This window comes from Candidatus Izemoplasmatales bacterium, assembly GCA_041649275.1.
In the GTDB taxonomy this organism is placed as follows: Bacteria; Bacillota_I; Bacilli_A; order Izemoplasmatales; family Hujiaoplasmataceae; genus UBA12489.
Window position 1 is genome coordinate 64,832 of record JBAZNL010000005.1, and the last position, 22,428, is coordinate 87,259.

A 22,428-nucleotide genomic window follows, 5' to 3' on the forward strand; every position below is an offset into this window, starting at 1 on the left:
CATGGCCAAGATCGTCACATTGGGAGAGATCATGCTCCGCCTGTCGACGCCGCAGACGTCCCGCTTCGTCCAGGCGGACCGTTTCGACGTCCACTACGGCGGCGGCGAGGCGAACGTCGCCGTGAGCCTGTCGCGGTTCGGACACCACGCCGTCTACGTCACGAAACTGCCGCAGCACGAGATCGGCCAGGCGGCCTTGGACGCGCTGGCGCGCTACGGCGTCGACACGTCCCGGATCGTCCGCGGCGGCGACCGCATCGGCATCTATTTCCTCGAGACCGGCGCCTCGATGCGCCCCTCGAAGGTCCTGTACGACCGCGCGGGAAGCGCGATCGCGCTCGCCGATCCGTCCGAATTCGACTGGGACGAGATCTTCGCGGGCGCCGACTGGTTCCACTGGTCGGGGATCACCCCCGCCCTCGGGAAGAAGGCGGCGGACCTCACCAAGGCCGCCTGCCAGGCCGCGAAGCGCCTCGGCGTCACCGTCTCGTGCGACCTGAACTACCGCAAGAAGCTGTGGACTCCGACGCAGGCGCAGGCGGTCATGAAGGACCTCATGTCCTACGTCGACGTCGTCGTCGGAAACGAGGAGGACGCCGAACTCACGCTCGGCTTCAAGCCGAAGGGAACCGACGTGACCAAGGCGCACCTCGACGCCGAGGACTACCGCCGCATCTTCGGCGAGATGCGCGCGGCCTTCGGCTTCAGGACCGTCGCCTCGACGCTCCGAGAGTCCTTCTCGGCGAGCCACAACGGCTGGAGCGCGGCGATGCTTCAGGGCGATTCGTTCTTCGTCTCGACAAGGTACGACATCGAACCGATCGTCGACCGTGTCGGCGGCGGCGACGCCTTCAGCGCCGGACTGATCCACGGCCTGCTCACGAAGACGCCGCAGGCGGCGCTCGAGTTCGCGGTCGCCGCAAGCGCGCTCAAGCACACGATTCCGGGCGACTTCAACCTCGTCGACGCGAAGGAAGTCGAGGCGCTCGCCGGCGGCGATGCCTCCGGACGGGTACAGCGATGAAGGACAACCGCTCCGTCAACCGCATCCTCACGATCCTCGAACTGATCGCCAAGCACGACGAGGGACTCACCCTCGGCCAGATCTACCGCGCCCTCGATCTGCCCAAGGCGACCGTCTACGATTTCCTCCAGACGCTCTACCGCGCCGACGCCATCTACTACAAGGATCCGCGCCTGAAGAACTACGTGATCGGTTCGAAGATGTTCGCGATCGGCTCGGTCTACACGAAAAACTCCAATCTGATCGAGGCCGCGCAGTACGAACTCAAGGAATACGCCGCGCGTCGCGGCCGCACCGTCTGCATCGCCAAGCGGATCAACGACAAGTTCGTCTACGTCTTCAAGCATCAGCCTTCGACCTCGCCGATCAACCTCGCCGAGGAGATCGGCAGCGTTTCGCGCGACTTCACCACCCATCCGGTCGGCCGCTGCTTCGCCGTCTTCGACAAGAAGGTCGCCGACCCGTCGCTCCCGAAGTTCGACGAATACCTGCAGGCCCGTTTCGTCCATTGCGACAACGAGGAAGGCGGGCACGTCTGCACCATCGCCGTCCCGGTCTGGAACTTCGAGAACCGCGTCTGCGGCGTGATCTCGGCCTCCTCGCTCGCCTACGAGAACGGCGACCGCGACGCGTCCGCCGAGGAACTCGTCGTCATCGCCGAGCGCATCTCCCGCAAACTCGGCTACCTCGGCGACTTCCGTGAATAGGATCTGCGTCCGCGCCCACGACCTCGGCCGCCTGTCGGCGGCGGAACTCGCGTCGCGGGCGAAGGCGATCGGCTTTACGGGCGTCCAGCTCGTGCCCGAGAAGGCGCTTTCCGAACCGTTCTCGACGAGTCACGCCGAGGCCGTCGCGCGCGCCCTGGACGGCCTCGAGGTGACGATGCTCGGCGGCTACTTCAATCCCGTCCATCCCGATCCCGACATCGTCAGGGAAGGCATCGTTCGGTTCCGGCGGATGCTCGACGCGAGCGGCCCCCTCGGCGCCCTCTACGTCGGTACCGAGACCGGATCGCTGATGGGATCCCCGTGGGGATACGTTCCGCGGAACCACGCCCCCGAGACGTTTTCCCGCGTCGTCGACGTCGTCCGCGGTCTTGCGGACTACGCCGGTTCCGCCGGCGCGACCGTCGCGATCGAGGGCGCCTGGGCCCACGTCGCCTATTCCCCGGAGAAGGTCAGAGAACTCCTCGACGCCGTCCAGAGCCCGAATCTGAAGGCAATCGTCGACCTCTTCAACTTTCTCAATCCGGCCAACCACGAGGATCGCGACGCGATCTTCGACCGCTGCCTCGGCGCGCTTTCCGCCGACATCGTCGTCTTCCATCTGAAGGACTACGTCTTCGCGGACGGCGTCCTCAGCCAGGTCGGCCTCGGAAAGGGCCTCATGGATTTTCCGTCCATCATGCGCCGCATCCGCGCCGCCTGTCCCGACGCCCGCCTCGTCTTCGAGGGCGTCGTCGGCGACGACCTCCAACCCAGCTTCGACCTGATTTCACGACTTCTTCACGAGGTGAACTGACATGACGTTCGACGTCCGCTACAACAACCATCCCGAAGATTCCAGACATTACGACACCGCGACCCTGCGGGCGCGCTACCTGATCGAGCGCGTCTTCGTCCCGGGCGAGCTCGCCCTCGCCTATTCGCACCACGACCGGATCGTCGCCGGCGGCGCGATGCCGCTTGAAGGCGCGCTCGCGCTTCCCGTCTCGAAGGACCTCGGCACCGCCTTCTTCCTCGAGCGGCGCGAACTCGGCCTGATCAACGTCGGCGGTCCCGGCGAGGTCGTCTGCGACGGCGTCGCCTACGGCCTTTCGCATCAGGACGGCCTGTACGTCGGCGCCGGCACGAAGGACGTCGTCTTCCGTTCCGTCGACCCCGCGGACCCCGCGAAGTTCTACCTGAACAGCGCCCCCGCGCACAAGTCCTATCCGACGGTCCACATCCCGCAGGCGAAGGCCAATCCGCGGAAGGCCGGAGCGCCCGCCACGGTGAACGAGCGGACGATCTTCCAGTACGTCCATCCGGCCGTCTGCCAGAGCTGCCAGCTCGTGATGGGGTTGACCCGGCTCGCCCCCGGCTCGGTCTGGAACACGATGCCCTGCCACACCCACGAGCGCCGCATGGAGGTGTACTTCTACTTCGGCCTCGCGAAGGACCAGCGCGTCTTCCACATGATGGGCGAGCCTTCCGAGACGCGCCATCTCGTGGTCGCGAACGAACAGGCGGTCATTTCGCCGTCCTGGTCGATCCATACCGGCGTCGGCACCGCCCCCTACGCGTTCATCTGGGGGATGTGCGGCGAGAACGTCACCTTCGACGACATGGACTTCGCGTCCATGGACGACCTCCGATAGAATCGGAAAAGGAGAACAGACCATGAGCATCCTGAAGCAGTATCAACTCGATGGGAAGGTCGCGATCGTCACCGGCGCCTCGACCGGACTCGGCCAGGGCATGGCACTCGGCCTCGCCGAAGCCGGCTGCGACGTCGTCGGCGTCGACTACGTGGCGATGCCGGATACGAAGGAAAGGATCGAAGCCCTGGGGCGGAAGTTCCACGGCATCGTCGCCGACCTCGTCTCGATCCATCCCGACGGGCTCGTCAGGATCGTCGACGAGGCCGTCGCCGCCTTCGGCCGCATCGACATCCTCGTGAACAACGCCGGCATCATCCGCCGCGAGGATTCTCTCCAGTTCTCCGAGAAGAACTGGGACGACGTGATGAACATCAACGTCAAGACCGTCTTCTTCCTCGCCCAGGCCGCCGCGAACCGGTTTATCAAGCAGGGGACCGGTGGGAAGATCGTCTCGGTCGCCTCGATGCTCTCGTACCAGGGCGGAATCCGCGTCCCATCGTACACGGCCTCGAAGTCGGGCGTCAAGGGGATCACGATGACGATGGCGAACGAATGGGCGCAATACGGCATCAACGTGAACGCGATCGCCCCCGGCTACATGGCGACGAACAACACCGCCGCCCTGCGCGACGACGAGAAGCGCGCCGGCCAGATCCTCGAACGGATCCCGGCGGGCCGCTGGGGCACGCCCCGCGACGTCGCCGGCGCCTGCGTCTTCCTCTGCAGCGAGGCCGCATCCTACATCCACGGATTCACCCTCGCGGTGGACGGCGGCTGGCTCGCGCGCTGACCCCATGATATAAAACAGGCCGTTCCGGGCGATCCGGAACGGCCTGTTTCATGGGGCGGTCAAAGGGTTTTGAGCCACGCCTCGAGGAGCGGGAACCAGGTGGCGACGTGGGTGTTTTCCCGCGCATAGGCGCGCTGGTCGCCTTCGTCCCACGGAGTCGTGTCGTCGGCGAGCGCAAGCCCGTGGACGCCGTGCGGGAAGAGGTGGGCCTCGACGGACACGCCTTTCCTCCGGCAGGCGGCGATCAGCCGGAGGCTGTTCTCGACGGGGACGCCGCCGTCGTCCATCGTGTGCCAGACGAAGAGCGGGGGCATCGCCTTCGGGACGTGTCTCTCGAGCGAGACCGCGCGGAGCCGGGCGGGCGACCTGTCGTCGCCGAGAAGGTTGTCGATCGAGCCGTGGTGTTCCCAGCGGGGGTCGCTCGTGACGACGGGATAGGCGAGGATGACGCCCGAAAACAGCTTCGGGCGGCGTTCGGCGAGATGGAGGGCGAGATGGCCGCCGGCGGAGAAGCCGATCACGAAGAGCCGGTCGATCCGCGGATCGGCGGACAGACTCTCCGCGACGGCGATCGCCTCGTCGATCACGTCCGGATGATAGAGACGGACGTGGCGATACTCGAAGACGGCCGCATGGAAGCCGAGAACCTGGAAACGGCGCGCGATCGGGAGCGATTCGCGCGCGGACGTGAACCAGTATCCGCCGCCCGGCATGATCAGGACGGCGTCGCGCTTGCGGTGGTCGAGGAAATGGGGGATCAGGACGTTTGTGTCCATCGGAAGCCTCCTCAGTAATCTATATATTTATATATAGTATCTCACGTTTCGGCGGATTTACAACGAAAATCGCATTTCGCCCTTGACGAACGTCCGATCCGGGCGTATGATGGAATTGACCATGTGGTCATTTCGGGAGGAATCGCGATGGGAAGGGACGAGACGGGAAATCGCATCCTGCGTTCGGCGCTCGCCGAATTCGCGCGCCACGGCTATTCGGGCGCCTCGACGAACGCGATCGCGGCCGCCGCCGGGGTTGCGAAGGGATCGATCTTCAGCCATTTCGGATCGAAGGCGAAGCTGTACGCCGCCGTGTTCCACGCGGAGCTCGACCGGATGCTCGAGGAACTCGACCGCTTCGACGCCGGTCCGAAGGCGCCCGTGTTCGAACGGATCGTCGACATCCTCTCCTGGAAGGCGCGCTATGCCGCGAACCATCCGGAAGCGACGCGGGTGCTCCTCGACGCCTTTTCCGATCCGCCGCCGGAAGCGGCGGAGGAGATCGCTTCGCGTTACGCGGATCTCGGGAAGACGAGTGTCCGCCGGTTCTTCGGCGACCTCGACTGGAACCGCTTCCTGCCCGAACTGTCGCGCGAAGACGTCTACCGCACCCTCGAGACCGCCGCCGCCGGGCTGCAGGCGGCCTATGTCCGCCCGGGAATGGACCTGCAATACATGGAATCGATCCGCGACCAGAGCGTCGCGTTCATGAAAACCGTCGTACGGGGAATGGAGAAGCATGATGGACAAGATGGCGTTTGAGATCAGGGATTTGACGTTCAAGTACCCCACCGCGAAGGAGACCACCATCAAGGGCGTGTCGTTTGCGGTGAAGGCCGGCACGATCTTCGGCCTGCTCGGACCTTCGGGCGCGGGCAAGTCGACCACCCAGAAGATCCTCGCGAAGCTGCTCTGGGACTACCGGGGCGAAGTCTCCTACTTCGGCAGGGACCTGCGGAGTTTCGGGAAGGAGTTCTACGAGCGCGTCGGCGTCGGCTTCGAGATGCCGGTGCACTTCAACCGCCTGACGGCGCGCGAGAACCTCGCGTACTTCTCCGGCCTGTACAAGACGAAGGTCGACTACATGGCCCTGCTCACCCGCGTCGGCCTCAAGAACGACGCCGACAAGCCGGTCGGGGAGTATTCGAAGGGGATGAAGGTGCGCCTCAACTTCGTGCGGGCGCTTCTGAACGATCCGGACTTCCTCTTCCTCGACGAGCCGACGAACGGCCTCGATCCGGCGAACGCGAAGATCCTGAAGGACATGATCCTCGAGATGAAGGCCGCCGGCAAGACGATCTTCATCACGACCCACCTGATGGGCGACGTCGAGCAGCTCTGCGACGAGGTCGCCTTCATGACGAAGGGCGCGATCTCCGAGGTCTCCTCGCCGCGCGCGCTCAAGCTCCGCTACGGCAAGAAGGAGGTCGTCGTCGAGACCCTCGCGGATTCCGCGACGATCCGCCGCACCTTCCCGCTCGAGAGCCTCGGAACCGACGAGGGTTTCCTCGAAACGATCCGCGCGGGGCGCGTCGTCACGATCCACTCGGGCGAGACGACGATGGAGGACATCTTCATCAGGGTGACGGGCGAGGCCCGCTATGAATAACTTCTTCCGCCTCCTGAAGGGCGAGTTCCTCCGACTGGTGAAATACCGGATCGTCCTCTTCGGCCTGATCGTCTCGGCCATCTGGGTGCTGATCCTCGCGCTTTCCGCGAAGGCGGAGGCGGAGATGCTCTTCCCCTACCTCGTGACGATGGACACCGGCATGATGTCGATCGTCCTGCTCGGGGCGTCCTACTACTTCGAACGCCAGGAGGGGACCCTGAAGACGCTTCTTGTCGCGCCCGTGACGGTGACCGAGGTGCTCGCGGCGAAGGTATTCGCCGCGATCCTCACGGGGATCCTCTCCTCGGTCGTGATCATGCTCGCGGGCTGGATCGTCCACGGGATGACCGTGAACGTCCTCGGAATCCTCTTCTACACGATCCTCGCCGTCTTCGCGCACACCGCGCTCGGCTTCGTCCTGGCGCTCGCCTCGAAGGACTTCATGAGCTTCCTCCTCCGCTACATGGGACTCGTGATCCTGTTCGTGGTGCCGATGTTCCTGGTCCCGCTCGGACTCCTCGAGGGCGGCTGGCGCTATCTCGGGATGCTTTCGCCGATGTACGCGACCGAAGTCCTGATCGGCAGCCTCTTCGAGACGGCCGAGACCGCCGAACTCGTCGTTTCCGCCGTCTGGCTCTTCGTCCTCGGCGGCACCGTCTATCCGTTCATCGTCTACCGCCGCTTCCGCGCCAAAGCGATCGAGGGGTGATATCGTGGCACGCTACGCGAAACTGCTCAAGTACGAACTGAAGACGATCCTGCACGACCCGATGAACGCCTTCATGCTCTTCTACCCATTCCTCATGCTCTTCATCATGGGATGGCTCCTCCCCGCGATCCTCGATCGAAGCGGCGCCGCCTCGAACGCCCGCACGATCACGCTTCTGATCGGTTTCGTCGTCGCGATCGCGCTCGGGGGCTACATGATGGGAGCGCTCCTCGGCTTCTCCCTGATCGAGAACAAGGACGAGAAGACGCTCTGGTCGATCGCCGTCACGCCGGTGACCGTCGCCGGATACGCCTGGTTCAAGACGGCGTACGCCTTCGTCTTCGCGATCTTCGGGAACCTGGTGATGACCGCCGGGATGAAACTCCTCTTCGCCGAGGCCTATACCGTCGAGTACGGCGGAATCGCCGTCGGCCTCTTCGACTCCCTCTCCTATGGGGAACTCGTCGTCTTCTCCGTCGTCGCAAGCCTGATCGTCCCCGCCGTCGGCGCCGTCTTCGCCGGCGTCGCGAAGAACAAGATCGAAGGCTTCGCGTTCGTCAAGACCGGGGCGATCGTGGTGATGATCCCGATCCTCGCGCTCCTCGACTCGCTCCAGGGATGGAAGCAATACTTCCTCGGGCTCGCGCCGAACTTCTGGCCGGTCAAGGCTCTGCTCAACGTCGCGCTCTCGAGTTCGAACGCGGCCGACCTCTCCTTCTGGTGGTACATGGCGATCGGCGCCGTCTATCCGATCGCGCTCGGGATGTGGGCGATGGACGCCTTCATCCGCAAGTCAGGTCTCAAGTGAAGGAGGAATGAAGCCATGCTGTGGTGGCATTACGTCCTGATCGGCGTCGTCGTCCTCGGACTCGGCGCCCTCAAGTTCTTCGCCTGGCAGCGGATCAAGACCAACCGCGCCGGCAAGCAGGAACGAGAAACCCGCCGACCGGACGAGGATTGACGTCCGCCCGCCGACGCGTCCCCCGCGGACGCGTCTTTTCTTTGGACGCGCACGCAGAATGCGCGTCTTTCTTGACACGCACGGATTTTGTAGTATAGTTTTGATGTAGACTTTCATCGGAGGTACCATCATGCCAAGAAAAATCCTCGTCGTCGGCGGCGTCGCGGGCGGCGCGACCGTCGCCGCGCGCCTTCGCCGTGTCGACGAAACCGCTTCGATCGTCGTGATCGAGCGCGGCGAATACATTTCGTTCGCCAACTGCGGTCTGCCCTACTACATCGGCGGCGTCATCCGCAACCGCGAGAGCCTCATCGTCCAGTCGGTCGAGGAGATGACCGCCAAGTTCTCCCTCGACATCCGCACCCTCGAGGAGGTCGCATCGATCGACCGCGCGAACCATGCGGTCACGATCCGGAAGGCGGACGGCTCGACCTACGTCGAGACCTACGACAAGCTCGTGCTCTCGACCGGCGCGGCGCCGGTCTTCCCGCCGATCCCGGGGATCCGCGACGCGAAGAACCTCTTCACGCTCCGCACGATCCCGGACACCGACGCGATCCATGCGTTCGTCGAGACGAAGAAACCGCGCCGCGCGGCCGTCATCGGCGGCGGCTTCATCGGCCTCGAGATGGCCGAGAACCTGCACCGCCTCGGCATCGACGTCACGATCGTCGAGATGGCCGACCAGGTGATGGCGCCCGTCGACTACGAGATGGCGGCGATCGTCCACCAGCACATCGCCGACCAGGGCGTCACCCTGATCCTCAAGGACGGTGTCAAGGCCTTCGAAGCCGAAGGCGGACGCGTCGTGCTTGCGAGCGGACGCGTCGTCGAGACCGACCTCGTCATCTTCGCCGTCGGCGTCCGTCCCGAGAACCAGCTCGCCAAGGCGGCCGGACTCGCGCTCGGCGCCCGCGGGGGCATCGTCACCGACGCCCGCATGAAGACCTCCGATCCCGACGTCTACGCCGTCGGCGACGCCGCCGAGATCACCGACTATGTCGGCGGCGGAAGGACGATGATCGCCCTCGCCGGCCCCGCCAACAAGCAGGCGCGGATCGTCGCCGACGACATCTGCGGGATCGAGGACCGCTACGAAGGCGCCCTCGGAACCGCGGTCGCGAAGGTCTTCGACCTCACCGTCGCCTCCACCGGCCTGAACGAAAAAGCGCTGAAGGCGCAAAACCTCCCCTATCGGGCGCTCCATACCCATCCGGGTTCGCACGCCGGCTACTATCCCGGCGCCGAGACGATTTCGATGAAGCTCCTCTTCCATCCCGAGACCGGCGCGATCTACGGCGCCCAGGCCGTCGGCGGCGAAGGCGGATGCAAGCGCATCGACGTGATCGCGACGGCGATCTACGCGAAGCTGAAGGTCTCCGACCTCGCGGACCTCGACCTCGCCTACGCCCCGCCGTACTCGTCGGCGAAGGATCCGGTGAACATGCTCGGCTACTACGGCGAGAACGTCCTGTCCGGCCTCGACGCCACCTACCAGTGGCACGAGGTCCCGGCGCTTTCGGAAGCCGGCGCGTTCTTCCTCGACGTCCGCGAACCGGTCGAGTTCGAACTCGGCGCGATCCCCGGCGCGGTGAACATCCCGCTCGGATCGATCCGCGAACGGATCGGCGAACTGCCGAAGGACCGGACGATCCACGTCTACTGCCTTTCCGGGATCCGTTCCCACTCCGCCCTCCGCATTCTCGCCCAGAACGGCTTCGCGGTCAAGAACCTGGACGGCGGATACAAGACCTGGCAGTGCCTCTACGGCACCTGCGAACCGGCCGTCAAGGCCGAGATCGAAGACTCGGGCGCGATGAAGCCCGAACTCGTGAAGGAGGTCCAAGCGACCATGAAGGAAGCCGACGTCATCCTCAAGGTCGACGCCTGCGGGCTCCAGTGCCCCGGCCCGATCGTCCAGCTCTACAAGGCGATGAAGGACATGAAGGAAGGCCAGGTCCTCGAGATCACGGCCACCGATCCCGGCTTCCTCAAGGACATCGGGGCGTGGGCCGCGAAGACCGGCAACACCCTCATCTCCGCCGGCGCCGAAGGCAAGGTCGTCACCGCCAAGCTCCAGAAGGGCGCCGCCGACATCGCCAAAAACAAGGACGTCGCCGTCTCCGAATCGAAGAACGGGACCACGATCGTGGTCTTCTCGCAGGACCTCGACAAGGCGATCGCCGCCTTCATCATCGCTTCCGGCGCCGCCTCGATGGGCAAGAAGGTCTCGCTCTTCTTCACCTTCTGGGGTCTCAACATCCTCCGCAAGCCGAAGCGCGTCAAGGTGAAGAAGACCTTCATCGAGCGGATGTTCGGGTTCATGATGCCGCGCGGCGTCGACAGGCTTTCGATCTCCAACATGAACATGGCCGGCATGGGTCCGATGATGATCAAGGGCATCATGAAGAAGAAGAACGTCGAATCGCTCCAGTCGCTGATGGCGAACGCGCGGGCGATGGGCGTGAAGATCATCGCCTGCGCGATGTCGATGGACATCATGGGCATCAAGAAGGAAGAGCTGATCGACGGCATCGAGATCGCCGGCGTCGCGACCTATCTCGGCGACACGACCGAGGCGAACCACAACCTCTTCATCTGAAGCGAAAGAAAATCCTTCCATGCGGCGATGCCGTCGCGGAAGGATTTTTTCGACCCAGTCAATGGCAGGGGATGTCCTGACAGACGAGGTGCGTGGTGTTACCCTGATTGCTCGAAAATATGCCGGAAAATATAGGGAAGTAACATATTTTCGGCCAAAATATGTTCTGTCAGACAACGTTTAAATATAGGCGTAAACATATTTTCACGTAAATGTTGTGACAACCATGTTGAGTGGTTTTACCCTGATTGCTCGAAAATATGCCGTAAAATATAGTGCAGTAACATATTTTTGGGCGAAATATGTTTCTACACTCCAGACCCGTTGTGCTGATGTAACATATTTTGACCGAATATGTTTATAAATACAGCTAATAATATGGAAGTAAAGATTGTTTTTTCAAAATCAACCCAGCTCAGTTAGCGATTGTTTTTAACAAGCTTCTAAATTTAAATGCAATGTACCATCTCGTCTCAGTATCCGAATAATTGTCCCCCCACATTACCCAATATCCTACATTTCCCACGACCGAATCTGAATGATAGTAATATGTGTTCGGTTCATCATCTATATTGTTGTCAAACAATTCTTGGTACGTGTCTGAACTTCCTTGAAAATCAAATGCAACTAGTTCATTAACCTCGGTAATAAAAGACAAAATAGCTTGATACTTTGAAAAATCGAGTAGGTTGTTTTTATCGAAATTAAAGTAGAAGAATTCCGATCGAAAAGCTCCGAATCCACCAGTGTCATTTAGAAAATGAAATATGACTAATTCATCATCATTGTAATATGATATGCTAAATCTGTTAACATCATCAACAATGACCATTCGAGTAAAATCAAAGCCATAATCGCTCACTAACGAACTAATATTATCTAGATAGTAGTTATAGTATCCATCCATAAAATCCGTATCAGTGATATCCCAACAGCTTGAGTCTCTATACTGACTATCAAAACATCCCGCACAAGATATACTGACTAGTATAAGTATCAGAATGCTGACTATCCTTTTCATTTACTTCACCTCCCCCACTAAGGTATCATATTTCCAAAGAACCTAAATATAAAGGTACGTGCTGTTTGGGGATTTTCAAAATCTACGTACTTAGTATTTGATGAAGGAAACTCATTATCCGAAATTCCTAACCAATCATGAAAGAAATAATATGCTTGATCATGGTAGTTAAATTCCCTAAGCATTTGTCCTTCGGTCCAGTTCTCGCATAATGAACCTGCGTTATCTCCATATTCACGCAGATACCTTATATATGCAAGTTTTTCAGCCTCACTCAACCCAATAGTATTTCCGTCAGCAATAACTGAAGAGTATTCTTCACTCGTCATTGCGCCTATATCATTATTGTCATCAATGAAATTTTCAGTTTGAACTATTTCGGATATATTTGAAGCAACAGCGTATATAACTGTTGCTGCGGCTACAACTCCAATCCCAACGGCAGCAATGGCCACAGCTACAACTGCAACAACAGCCACAGCAACAAGTGCAAGTTTCAACCAACTTGGTATATAACCTGTTATGTCTATATACATTACTGGATTGTTAGCACAGTAGGTGTACATGTTGGTAGAAAGAATGTTCCCTGTTTCTCCAAGCAAGCCGTCCCCATTGAGGAATCTGCCAATCTGAGGATTGTAGTAGCGGCTGTTAAGGTAATACATCCCGATATCGGAGTCATAACGATATCCTCGATACGTATAAGGATTGTAGAAGGATACTATGCCTCCTGATGTGTCTGAAACAACAGTCGTATTGCCATAGGCGTCATAACGGTATTTCACGATCGCCGCGAAGGATTCGTCGACGATGGTCGTGATGTCGCCCTGCTGATTGCGAAGATAGAAGTATTCTTGCCCCGGAGTGGAGTCGTTGACGTTCAAATCGCCGTTGAAACTGATGATCTTCCCATCGTAATCGTATGTGAAGAGCAACCCATAGGTTCCATTGGTTTCATAGACGACCTTGTCATCGATTAATTCGTAGTCGATCCGTTCCGTTTGCGACCAAGCGTAGTTCACCCAGGACGATTTGATTTTCGCCGTTCGATAGCCTTGATCATTGTACTCGAAATCGACTTTGTATAATGGGCCATACGATCCGATCATCACAATAGAGGCGAGTTGCCTGCCATCCCACACCAAGGATGCATAATTGTATGTCGTGCTGTTGAACTTGAAATTGGTGATCTGCGTCGGATTTCCTTGCCCGTCATAAGTCAATACATGGGAAACGGAATTCCCACCAACCATTGTAACATAACTTGCGAGTTGATCCAACCATCCGGTCGAATATTGATAGGTCGTAGATGCCGATGCGGCGATCGTGCTCGTTGCAAGATGGCCGACGTTGAATCGAACGTTGAAGCTTACATCGATGCCGTATGTCGGCGATTCCGCCGTATACGTTGCTGTATAGAATCCTTTCCTCAGCGTGTCGAAGTTCGTCGATTGTATATCGGTCTCTGCCGTATAATAGACGCCGGTCGAGTCGTCCTTATATCGGAACGTCAATGTCGGATAGTCACCACCGATTTCCGCGGACTTGACGGTGGTATACGGATAAATGCTGTTGTAGTAAGGGATTACTGATCGGGAGCCGTTGTTCACCAAGGAAGACCCGGGAACGCTTGGTGCGGTTGTACGATACGCAAGGTTCGAAGCTGTATAATACTGATAAACCGATGTTCTATTCCCTCTGCTGTCGTAACTGTAAACGGTCGAGTATGTTCCGGTTCCCACAACATAATAATCTTCTATCACCAGTTGATTAAGCTCGTCATACTGGTAATAATTCGTCGTTTTCAGCGTCGTTCCTTCGCTATACGAAACTTGAATGATGTTCCCAAGCTCGTCATACAAATAGGAGTATGTATATTCGGTACCCGTGATGTCGATAATGTCATATTCGATCTTTGATACTCTCGTCGTGTTTCCGACGAATGTGAACTTCTGCTGAATCTCAACGCTATCAATCAAGAGTGAGATGTAACTTAGTCGATATAATCCCTCTACCTCGTAATGATAATTTTTCAAAATATCATTTCCGGATATCGTGTCATACTCCGTATTATCATACAGAGACGAAATCTGGGTGCAGACATCCTCTTCATCATATAGGAAACATTCGTTGTAGCGATAATTCGTTGTGCTTTCGGTATCGTTGATGTCAAAATGAAGGGACGTAAGATTCCCTTGATCATCATAAATGTAGTCTGTATCATTTCCAGATTCGTCGGTCACATGAACAAGTTGATTGGATGAATTATACGTATAATACTCGCTGCCGGCAATCACACCGTTTCGATAGACCGAATAAACCGCAATCCGACCAAACTGATCATACTCATACCCAAACCGCGTCACAAAGTTGGTTGGTGATGTCGAGTTGGCAAATTGAATTTGCGATATTTGATTTAGGTCGTTGTAGATAAGTTTGATGATATCGCCATTGCCGTATGTTTGCGTTGACATCAATCCTGAATAATATGTGCCATCCATTTCGTAAGTATATGTCATCAACGGCTGAGTATTGACATATACCGTTTCCATTCGCCCTTGTGAATCGTAAGTGATGTGATATGAGAAGTTGGTGTCAAGGATGATGTAAGACAAACGATCTGATGTATCGTAAATATACTCAACCTTTGCATCAGTTGATGATTCTGGATCGGTGTACTCGCCAACTGAACGCACTTCGCTTAACGTACCGTCATTATTATAAATGTAATGAGTGTCCTGTCCTTTTGCATTTTCGATAGCTGTGAGTAATCCGGTTAGGTAATCATTGGTATACTCTGTCGTCTTTCCGAATTCATCTGTTGTCGATCCAACATATTGAGATAGATGAACGAATGCAGTTGACGTCGTAAAATAATCGTCCTCATCGCCCACCCGCATTGAAGATACTTGTCCGTAGCTGTTGTACGTTGGAGTAGAACTGACGTTGTTATATCCGACTTGATCTACAACATTGTCATTATCTGAGGATACTTCCACGATCGTTCCGTCAGGCATCGTAATTTGCTCTGGATTTTTTCGGAAATGCAGCGTATCATCGTAAGAGTATTCGGTGACATCGCCCGTTGAGGTTATGATTCGTTCAATTTGACCTTGGCTATTATACTCGTAGTTTGTTGAGTCGCTTTCGAGGAAAATTTGTGCACCGTCAAAATTAACCTGCCCTTCGCCTTGATACTCGATGAACAGATTCACAAATCTGAAGTACCCCTCTGGAACAGGAATGGTCGCATATGTATACTGCCATCCAATGACGGATGGATCAAAATTCACATAGGATCGTCCAACTAGCAAATCACCAGTTGTTTCCGGGCCGTATTGTCCGACATTCGACATGAAATCGACACGGATGCGAAAGTACCGATAGTTTTGGTCCAGATAGGCGCCTGACGATAATGTCGTCGGAGTCCCGTTTGAATAAGCCCAACCGCCAACGATCATCTCTCCACGTTGGTGGAGATATGTCGTATCCGCATATTGTTGCATGAATGCCGTCGCCCATCTGGCTTCGGTGGCGCTACCGTCTATGATCGCTCCATAATCGCCTAGAATGTCTTCATAGATTCCATCAGTAAATGAACTGATCGGTACTCGATCGACTTGAACAAAGCTCGTGTACCAACCCGCAAAGTTTCCACTCGTATCACCAACCTCGAATGATGGATTATCCAACATATTTGCTCGAGTATCAATAAATCCTTCCACGATTTGGAAATTATCGTAATATGCATGCCCATATGCGTGATTGAATAGCGATATGGTCACAGGCGTGTTCTCGGCTGTCACATAGAACGTAATTCCTATATCCGACCATTCACCATTATTGTCGATGAAGTCGCTCTCTTCTTCGATCGATTGCCAAGTGACGGACGCGTACACCAAGACGTCAGAATCGGTCTCGTTTTTAATGAATCCAATCAGCGAATACGCTCCTATATCCAGCGTTACTGTCTGTTCAAGATGAACGTCATCGGTTGAGTCCCCAACATTGATCTCGCCCGCATAGCCACCCATAAGGGCTTCTTCTTCATCGCGTAGATATTCGGCCTCCACCGAAGCGCCACCTTGGGCGTCGATCATTAATTCCCAATCGCAGCCATCGGATAATGTATTGTATTCAAATCCTGAATTTATGATTGGATTGTAATTCGTGAGTTGAGGATTCGATTTCGAGACTAACTTATGATTGTTTTGGTAGTTAGGCGTGCCATCCGATTGAGTATAGATGCCGTTATATGTCGTGATGTCACTGAAAAGGTTGATGTAGTGGAAAAACTGCGTATTGCTATTGCTATCGATGATGTTGACTGTGTGCCCATAATCATCGAATTTGTAAATGACATAATCATCCGGGTCTTCGCTACCAGAATCCCTTGTGATGGTTGTTATCTTCTGTGCATAGGTGTATGTGACGAGTCCAAAAGCGCTCGTGTCGTAAGCCGATGAAATCGTCGCCACTTTATGAGTAGCGGAGAACGAATATACGATATGTTCTTCTGAAGGAATTAACGCCCCTGTCAGTCTGTATGAGGTATCATAAACATAATTCACCTCATCATAGGTCGTCATGGTTTCACTCGAAAGATAGTTTTTCCTGTATTGCACGACGTTCGGAGCGAATCCGGATATCGAATCGTTGTCAAAGTACAATACTGTTTCGAGATCTCTCAATGATCCATTCGTCTGCTTCACTTTCAATGTTGCACTTTCCAAAACACCTGCTACCGAATATGTTATGACGATTTGGTTCCCAGATTGATCTGTAATCTGCGTTACTTTATCTAGGGCGGATGAATTTCGAGCTATTGTCAATGATAGACTTGTAGCGGGATCCAAAATGCTATCAAGATAATAATCTGTTCCGAAGTTATATTTAACTTGATCATCAGTCAAAATATACTGGTTACCAAAGTATCCGTAAGCATATGCTCTTACAAGCACATTCCCTGAGCCGTCTTCCGCCAAATAACAATAATCCACCTCGGGTAAGGCGGGATTGATTCGTTCATCGCAACTTGACTGAGCGTGATAATAGACCTTGTTCCCAGTGTAGTCTGTCAAATAGTAGAGCGCAAGAGTACTGTCATATCCTAGTTTATTGTTATAGTTGATATTCCATCCCTTTCCATAACCCACATCAGTAGTTCTCGCGAGAATATTGTATGCGAATGAAAGAGAGAGAGATTGCTTGTCGGTGCCGAATGCAATATCGTCCCGAACATAAGTCAAATAACCGGTTCTGTCCGAAACGTACCCAGTTCCTGCGAGTCCGACATCTTGAGAACTATATGTCCAAAAGTCTTTTAATCCCGCGGGATCTATATATCCGATTTCGACGACGGGTTTTAATCCTGCAACATCATCGTATCCTAGAGAATATACCCGATTGTTCGCGCCGAAATCGTACTTGTCTTTGATTGTGAATCCTTTTGTCGTTGTGGAGCCAGTTGCTTGCCAGGCGATGACAGCGGAAGTAATATCAAATATATACTTGCCATTCGTATCTGTCACATGAAAATCCGTCATACTTGTTGAATGACTAGGTTTTGTGTTCCAAGTAACGGTTGAAGACGTGAAAGTTGTGTTGTTCGCGTATAGACCAATGACTCTTCCGGCGGTATAGTTTGCCGTATCTCTCGACAGGGTAAGGTATGAGTAGGTGATGACTTTATCCATCACGCTTGTCGGTAATATAAAGTATAACAACCCTCTATACTCTGCCGTTGATGTCGTGCCGGAGATCCAAATGTAATCACTCGTCGAATAGTTCGTAGTCGGGTTGGCTTCTGACACATATGTGTCATAAATCGACATCGATTGAACCGCGCTGCTAATTATCGGGTCTATTGTAACAGGATAGACCGCGGTTTTCATCCATTCATCATCTGGAATGATTGTGACGGAATATTCGCCTTTCTTGACTTCTTGTACGACAAGAGCAACTTTGTCGGATGCATTCGATGCGCTATCGTACATCACCAACGGATCAAAATGAAATACTTCCTCACCTTCAGAAGTAACAAACGCATAATTCGTCTCGTCAGTTATAACCAACAAGAGTTTTCCTGTCGTATACGTAAATGATAAAGAGAAATTCGTGATATACCGATCAACGATGATGTTTTCTTTGACTGAGTCACTATTGACAGTATACTGGATGTCAACGCCAACGAATACATCGTCATAAAAAACGCTTCTGGATATCTTCGTCAATTGCTTTATGTCTTCGGACGGTGCTACGTCTGTTGAGATCGTCGATGAGGTCCGTTTTGCTCCCTCGATTTCCCACTCGATATCATAATCGGAGAGTGACAACTTGATTGGTTTGTTCGAATCCAGCTTATTCGGAAAACGAATACCGATTTCGTTAGCGAGGTTAGCGTATGAGTCGCTTTCGACATCGTATATAAGAGTGTTGTCGATATCCTTGTACACGCCGTTGCTCAGATAATGGATCACTTCATCATATATCGCAACGATGTAAGTTCCGTCCTTCTTGATAAATGTCTTTGTATTCGGAGAGCGGAGATCGACGATTTCTGACTTGATATCGACCGCTGAAACATCAAAATCCTCATCCTCAGTAGTCCTGTAGACGACCTTGTCGTCCTCTTCATTCTCAACATCCTGGGTTTGTTCAGTGAAATCATACACATTCCCATACACGCGTTGAACTGGAACACAGGAACTGCCGATGGTGAAAATCACAAGTAGAATCGCCACAAACTTAGCAATTCGCTTTTGAATCGCGGACAACAAAAGATAGTATTCGTTGCTCATGGTTCTATTGAACATATTCTTCATTTTGAATGCCCCCGCGACCCGATCTGGTCGCTCTTCCCTCTCTTAACATCGTTTCATTCCAAATAAAAAACAGGCGCACTATGCCGTACTCCATCCGGTCTCGCGTCTGCATTTATCGTCATGTCCTTGCCGGATGTCTTCACCGTCAATGATCATTCAATGAGATGTATCGCTTGCATTCCATTTGCTATTCATGATATCTCGGCATTTTTTTGTTGTCAATACATAAATCTATAAGGGTTGCTGACAAATGAGGTTCAACAGAATTCGCAAGGTTCATCATCGAAAACGAGGTCGATTTGATTTGATTCGGGGGGCCTGCGTTTCGATACAGCCCGAAACGGAGAAAAGGAAGAACATGCTTAAGGTTCATCACGATATTCACAAGGCCTATGAGTGTATTCTGTGATTCCGGATGCCTTGTAATCAGCTCGGCGAGGCTGTACCGGGTTTGGGAAACTCCGATCGCCCCTTCAATCTCCAGCCTTTTCACGAAGTCTTCCTTCACCGGCGCTTCGTCCGTCGGATTCAGTTCGTGCTTCGGCCTCTCGAGCAGTCTGCCGGAAAAGCCCGGATGCCTTGTTTCCTGCAATACGCCTTGTTGTCTTTCGTTAGGTCGATCTTGTCGGTACGGAACGACACCGGATACACTCCATGCAGTTCCCTGTATCGTTCGACGATTGCCTTCAACGTCAGACTCTCGTTAATGATGTCGAAGAAGATCTCGGCAATGTAGATGCAGCCGTTCACCTTGCTCAAGGCGACCTTGGGCCCAAACTCGCAAGGCGCCCCCGCCCTCCCGCGGACGATGCATCGGATGCGAGGTCGAAGCTGACATACGGTCTGATTGCCGTTTGTTGCTCGAAGATCGTTTTTAGGTCGACAATTCTATGGTTTGGTCTTCATTCAAGGCAAAAAAGCCGCATTGGACTCTCGTTTCGATCGTTTCAATGTTCCTTTTGATGTCTTGGAGCTGCTGACGCAGTGATGTACGCCGGGTTTTGGCTGTCAGCCGTTTCGCCTTGGCATACTTCAGATTGTCCGTTCGCGCTTCATCGCGATACGTTTCTTGGCTTCTATACTTCTTGTGACAATTCATGATACTCATCGATGATCTTTCCGTCTTTTCCCGATCTTGATTGACAAGTTGGTGATAGGTCGGATACGTGACGTTCACCGGGAACGCCGTCACATCAATCGGTAGCGAACCTTCATATCTCACTTCCGGCTTCGATTTCCGACCGACTACCTTATGATGTTTCAAGAATATTTCGATGAGTTCCTTCGCGATCTCGATCCCGATCAGTTGGCGGTATTTTATTTCATAAGCGAGGCATCGAACGGCAGATCCATCATGAATTCGTCCATTCCCAGAAAGTACTGAAGCATCGGAGTAACCATCATGACTTCGAGCGTTTCCTTATCCGATGTTCCTCTGCCGGTCTGGATGATCAGCGTCCCCTATCGCGTCCGTTCCAGATCCGACAATTCATCCTCAATTTCCGCTCACGGAATCAGTGCTTCCAGGGCGAACCACTTGCTATTCACTTTGATCAGATTCTGTGGAAACAACTGAATGTTGAAATGGTAAGATGTTGGTAGACACATAAAGAACCCTTATGTGTTCATCAACATCTTTTTCATTTTGTCTTTTAAGTGATTGTCCCCTTTGTTTTTTTGTCATTGTATCATTTAGGGAACGTGTGTGATAGAGTGAAATCGAACCGAGGAGGATATCAACATGGGGAGACCAAAGGGCGGCACGAACCGCTACTGGAGCAAAGATGCAAAGCTGACAATCATCAAAAAGGTTCTCGCCGGCGAAATGGGTGTCAAGCAGGCGGGGCGTGATGAAGGAATCAGCTTTGGGATGATCAGCAACTGGCTCAAGCAGTATCGGGTAGGCGGGGAAGCGGCGCTGGAGAACAAAAAGAAGCCGGGAAATCCGCTGACCAAATATGCGAAGCGAAAAGAATTGACCCCGATGGAGCAACTCGAGTACGAGAACATGAAATTGAAAATCGAGAATCTGCGGTTAAAAAAAGGCTACACCAACGAGGAGGCGGATCAGGCCAAAAAGCAACGATCCGGCAAGAATTCGAAATCGTCCAAGAGTTGAGTGGAGAGTATGGACTCGCGTCACTGTGCGAGGTCATGGACGTCTCGCGGAGCGGATACTACCGCTGGATGGGAAGGCGCGGCGAATCGAACCGATACGAGAACAATCGGGCGCTCCTCGGCAATCTCGTGATTGCGGAGCACAAGCGTCACAGAACGTACGGATATCGCCATCTGGCGAAGGAAATCCGGATCATGACGGGCTGGGTCTTCTCGAACTGGCTGTGCCACAAGGTATGCAAGGGGCTCAAGATCCGTTCGATCGCACGCAAGCCCCGCGTCGCGACGAAGGGAGAGGAATCGCTTCAATATCCGAATCTGGTCCAAAACCGGTGGGTCGCCAACGGTCCGTTCGAAATCGTCGTTTCGGATACGACGCAGCTCCACTCGAGGGGAAGGAAACTCGACTTGAATCTGCATTTCGACACATTCAACAACGAAATCGTGGCATATGACGCCGCCAAAAGCGTGAGTGGCAATTCGCAGCCGAATCATCTGGCGGCGCTCCGAATACTCCTGGCGTGCAAGAAAAAGCGCGGATACGCCGAGTGCGAAACGATTCTGCATACCGATCAAGGGACCATCTACGGATCCCATGCGTACGCCGAAGCCCATCGTGGAAAGCATATCACTCAGTCGATGTCCAGAGCCGGTACGCCGACGGACAATCCGATCGCCGAGTCGATGATCGGTTGGATCAAGGACGAACTGTACAAGGATTTCGGCTTCGCCACGACAGAAGACCCGTACCAGGTCCTGAAAGTCTTTGTCCATTACTTCAACAATCTGCGCCTGGCGTATAATCTGGGATATAAAACCCCCGTTCAGTACAGGACCGAACGGGGGATGAAATGAAGATCATGCATTTATGTGTCTACTAACCATTGACTCGTTCAATGTCGAGTCGTTTTTCGGTTCTGGTCTGCATTTTTTCCGATGAGATTAGGATGCTTATGTTTCTGATAGAAGTCATAGGGAACCTTCCGTTTATACTCTCACAAATGCCGGTTATATCCTTGATTGAGCGATGGTTTTTATTTCAACAGTTTAGCATACAAGCACCTGTATGATGAACTTGGAAACATTATTCAAGTTTCGTATAGCGAAGGAACGACGCTGAAAACAACGAATTATTACCAGTATGACGAGCTCAATCAACTGGTTGTAGAAGATTATTATGTTGTAGGAACCGGAACATACTCGACCGTTTACAGTTACGATGACAGAGGAAACAGAACATCGGTTTATCAGTATTATGCAGCTTCGAACCTGGCGTACCGTGCGACTGCACCGAGTATTCCCGGATCTTCCTTGGTGAACAGCGGCTCCCGATCAGTAATCCCTTACTACAACAGCATTTATCCGTATACCACCGTCAAGTCCGCGGAAATCGGTGGAGACTATCCGACATTGACGTTCCGATATAAGGACGACTCGACAGGCGTCTATTATACGGCAGAGACCGATAGACAATCGACGAACTTCGACACGCTGAGGAAAGGATTCTATACAGCAACGTATACGGCGGAATCGCCGACATACGGCATCGATGTAAGCTTCAACGTTCGATTCAACGTCGGCCATCTTGCGACGAGCACGATCGCCGCATCGGCATCTACGACCTATCAATAT

General features: G+C 54.2%; 17 protein-coding genes and 1 pseudogene. 14 read left to right on the plus strand and 4 right to left on the minus strand.

Features of this window, described 5'->3' with window-relative positions; translation table 11 throughout:
- Window position 1 precedes the first annotated feature (1 nt).
- From WC509_04915 to kduD, 5 genes are read left to right on the plus strand one after another with little or no spacing between them, the layout of a single operon-like run.
- Window positions 2-1,024: a sugar kinase gene (locus tag WC509_04915; protein MFA5006784.1), complete on the plus strand. Its 1,023-nt coding sequence runs from the start codon at window positions 2-4 to the stop codon at window positions 1,022-1,024.
- Window positions 1,021-1,731 carry a helix-turn-helix domain-containing protein gene (locus WC509_04920; protein ID MFA5006785.1) on the plus strand — a complete coding sequence of 237 codons (711 nt, stop codon included), beginning with the start codon at window positions 1,021-1,023 and terminating at the stop codon, window positions 1,729-1,731. Before WC509_04915 ends, WC509_04920 begins: the two co-directional genes overlap by 4 nt.
- Complete coding sequence (locus tag WC509_04925; GenBank protein MFA5006786.1) at window positions 1,724-2,545, plus strand: sugar phosphate isomerase/epimerase family protein; 822 nt, start codon at window positions 1,724-1,726, stop codon at window positions 2,543-2,545. The genes WC509_04920 and WC509_04925 overlap by 8 nt, the downstream gene beginning before the upstream one ends.
- 1 nt (window position 2,546) lies before the next feature.
- Window positions 2,547-3,383 (plus strand): 5-dehydro-4-deoxy-D-glucuronate isomerase, encoded by an 837-nt coding sequence (kduI, locus tag WC509_04930; protein ID MFA5006787.1) that lies wholly within the window; start codon window positions 2,547-2,549, stop codon window positions 3,381-3,383.
- A gap of 22 nt (window positions 3,384-3,405) precedes the next feature.
- Window positions 3,406-4,176 carry a 2-dehydro-3-deoxy-D-gluconate 5-dehydrogenase KduD gene (kduD, locus tag WC509_04935; protein MFA5006788.1) on the plus strand — a complete coding sequence of 257 codons (771 nt, stop codon included), beginning with the start codon at window positions 3,406-3,408 and terminating at the stop codon, window positions 4,174-4,176.
- A 59-nt stretch (window positions 4,177-4,235) separates the two neighbouring features.
- Here the strand turns inward: kduD and WC509_04940 are convergent, their stop codons facing one another.
- Window positions 4,236-4,952: a prolyl oligopeptidase family serine peptidase gene (locus WC509_04940; protein MFA5006789.1), complete on the minus strand. Its 717-nt coding sequence runs from the start codon at window positions 4,950-4,952 to the stop codon at window positions 4,236-4,238.
- Window positions 4,953-5,099: 147 nt separating this feature from the next.
- On the opposite strand from WC509_04940, the gene WC509_04945 reads away from it, so the two are divergent.
- From WC509_04945 to WC509_04970, 6 genes are all read left to right on the plus strand, one after another.
- Window positions 5,100-5,714: a TetR/AcrR family transcriptional regulator gene (locus WC509_04945; GenBank protein MFA5006790.1), complete on the plus strand. Its 615-nt coding sequence runs from the start codon at window positions 5,100-5,102 to the stop codon at window positions 5,712-5,714.
- Window positions 5,695-6,561 carry an ABC transporter ATP-binding protein gene (locus tag WC509_04950; protein MFA5006791.1) on the plus strand — a complete coding sequence of 289 codons (867 nt, stop codon included), beginning with the start codon at window positions 5,695-5,697 and terminating at the stop codon, window positions 6,559-6,561. The genes WC509_04945 and WC509_04950 overlap by 20 nt, the downstream gene beginning before the upstream one ends.
- A complete protein-coding gene (locus tag WC509_04955) occupies window positions 6,554-7,270 on the plus strand; it encodes an ABC transporter permease (GenBank protein MFA5006792.1) in 717 nt (238 codons plus the stop codon). The genes WC509_04950 and WC509_04955 overlap by 8 nt, the downstream gene beginning before the upstream one ends.
- A gap of 4 nt (window positions 7,271-7,274) precedes the next feature.
- Complete coding sequence (locus tag WC509_04960; GenBank protein ID MFA5006793.1) at window positions 7,275-8,078, plus strand: hypothetical protein; 804 nt, start codon at window positions 7,275-7,277, stop codon at window positions 8,076-8,078.
- A gap of 15 nt (window positions 8,079-8,093) precedes the next feature.
- The gene (locus WC509_04965) at window positions 8,094-8,231 is read left to right on the plus strand and encodes a hypothetical protein (protein MFA5006794.1); all 138 of its coding nucleotides are present in this window, start codon (window positions 8,094-8,096) and stop codon (window positions 8,229-8,231) included.
- A gap of 130 nt (window positions 8,232-8,361) precedes the next feature.
- A complete protein-coding gene (locus WC509_04970; GenBank protein ID MFA5006795.1) occupies window positions 8,362-10,833 on the plus strand; it encodes an FAD-dependent oxidoreductase in 2,472 nt (823 codons plus the stop codon).
- A 415-nt stretch (window positions 10,834-11,248) separates the two neighbouring features.
- Here the strand turns inward: WC509_04970 and WC509_04975 are convergent, their stop codons facing one another.
- The 3 genes from WC509_04975 to WC509_04985 form a co-directional block, all read right to left on the minus strand.
- Window positions 11,249-11,854, minus strand: coding sequence for a hypothetical protein (locus tag WC509_04975; GenBank protein MFA5006796.1), 606 nt, complete (start codon window positions 11,852-11,854; stop codon window positions 11,249-11,251).
- A 17-nt stretch (window positions 11,855-11,871) separates the two neighbouring features.
- Window positions 11,872-18,678 (minus strand): DNRLRE domain-containing protein, encoded by a 6,807-nt coding sequence (locus WC509_04980; GenBank protein ID MFA5006797.1) that lies wholly within the window; start codon window positions 18,676-18,678, stop codon window positions 11,872-11,874.
- A 528-nt stretch (window positions 18,679-19,206) separates the two neighbouring features.
- Complete coding sequence (locus WC509_04985) at window positions 19,207-19,437, minus strand: hypothetical protein (GenBank protein ID MFA5006798.1); 231 nt, start codon at window positions 19,435-19,437, stop codon at window positions 19,207-19,209.
- 982 nt (window positions 19,438-20,419) lie between these two features.
- Here WC509_04985 and WC509_04990 point away from each other — a divergent pair.
- The 3 genes and pseudogenes from WC509_04990 to WC509_05000 form a co-directional block, all read left to right on the plus strand.
- Window positions 20,420-20,689: pseudogene (locus tag WC509_04990) on the plus strand (helix-turn-helix domain-containing protein).
- A complete protein-coding gene (locus WC509_04995; protein ID MFA5006799.1) occupies window positions 20,653-21,651 on the plus strand; it encodes an IS3 family transposase in 999 nt (332 codons plus the stop codon). Before WC509_04990 ends, WC509_04995 begins: the two are co-directional and overlap by 37 nt.
- 165 nt (window positions 21,652-21,816) lie before the next feature.
- On the plus strand, window positions 21,817-22,428 hold a 612-nt coding region (locus tag WC509_05000; protein ID MFA5006800.1), incomplete at its 3' end, for a hypothetical protein.

Coding starts and splice junctions, on each gene's coding strand:
- WC509_04915 (MFA5006784.1), top strand. CDS start 2: ATGGCCAAGATCGTCACATTGGGAGAGATCATGCTCCGCCTGTCGACG.
- WC509_04920 (MFA5006785.1), top strand. CDS start 1,021: ATGAAGGACAACCGCTCCGTCAACCGCATCCTCACGATCCTCGAACTG.
- kduI (MFA5006787.1), top strand. CDS start 2,547: ATGACGTTCGACGTCCGCTACAACAACCATCCCGAAGATTCCAGACAT.
- kduD (MFA5006788.1), top strand. CDS start 3,406: ATGAGCATCCTGAAGCAGTATCAACTCGATGGGAAGGTCGCGATCGTC.
- WC509_04940 (MFA5006789.1), bottom strand. CDS start 4,952: ATGGACACAAACGTCCTGATCCCCCATTTCCTCGACCACCGCAAGCGC.
- WC509_04945 (MFA5006790.1), top strand. CDS start 5,100: ATGGGAAGGGACGAGACGGGAAATCGCATCCTGCGTTCGGCGCTCGCC.
- WC509_04950 (MFA5006791.1), top strand. CDS start 5,695: ATGGACAAGATGGCGTTTGAGATCAGGGATTTGACGTTCAAGTACCCC.
- WC509_04955 (MFA5006792.1), top strand. CDS start 6,554: ATGAATAACTTCTTCCGCCTCCTGAAGGGCGAGTTCCTCCGACTGGTG.
- WC509_04965 (MFA5006794.1), top strand. CDS start 8,094: ATGCTGTGGTGGCATTACGTCCTGATCGGCGTCGTCGTCCTCGGACTC.
- WC509_04970 (MFA5006795.1), top strand. CDS start 8,362: ATGCCAAGAAAAATCCTCGTCGTCGGCGGCGTCGCGGGCGGCGCGACC.
- WC509_04975 (MFA5006796.1), bottom strand. CDS start 11,854: ATGAAAAGGATAGTCAGCATTCTGATACTTATACTAGTCAGTATATCT.
- WC509_04980 (MFA5006797.1), bottom strand. CDS start 18,678: ATGAAGAATATGTTCAATAGAACCATGAGCAACGAATACTATCTTTTG.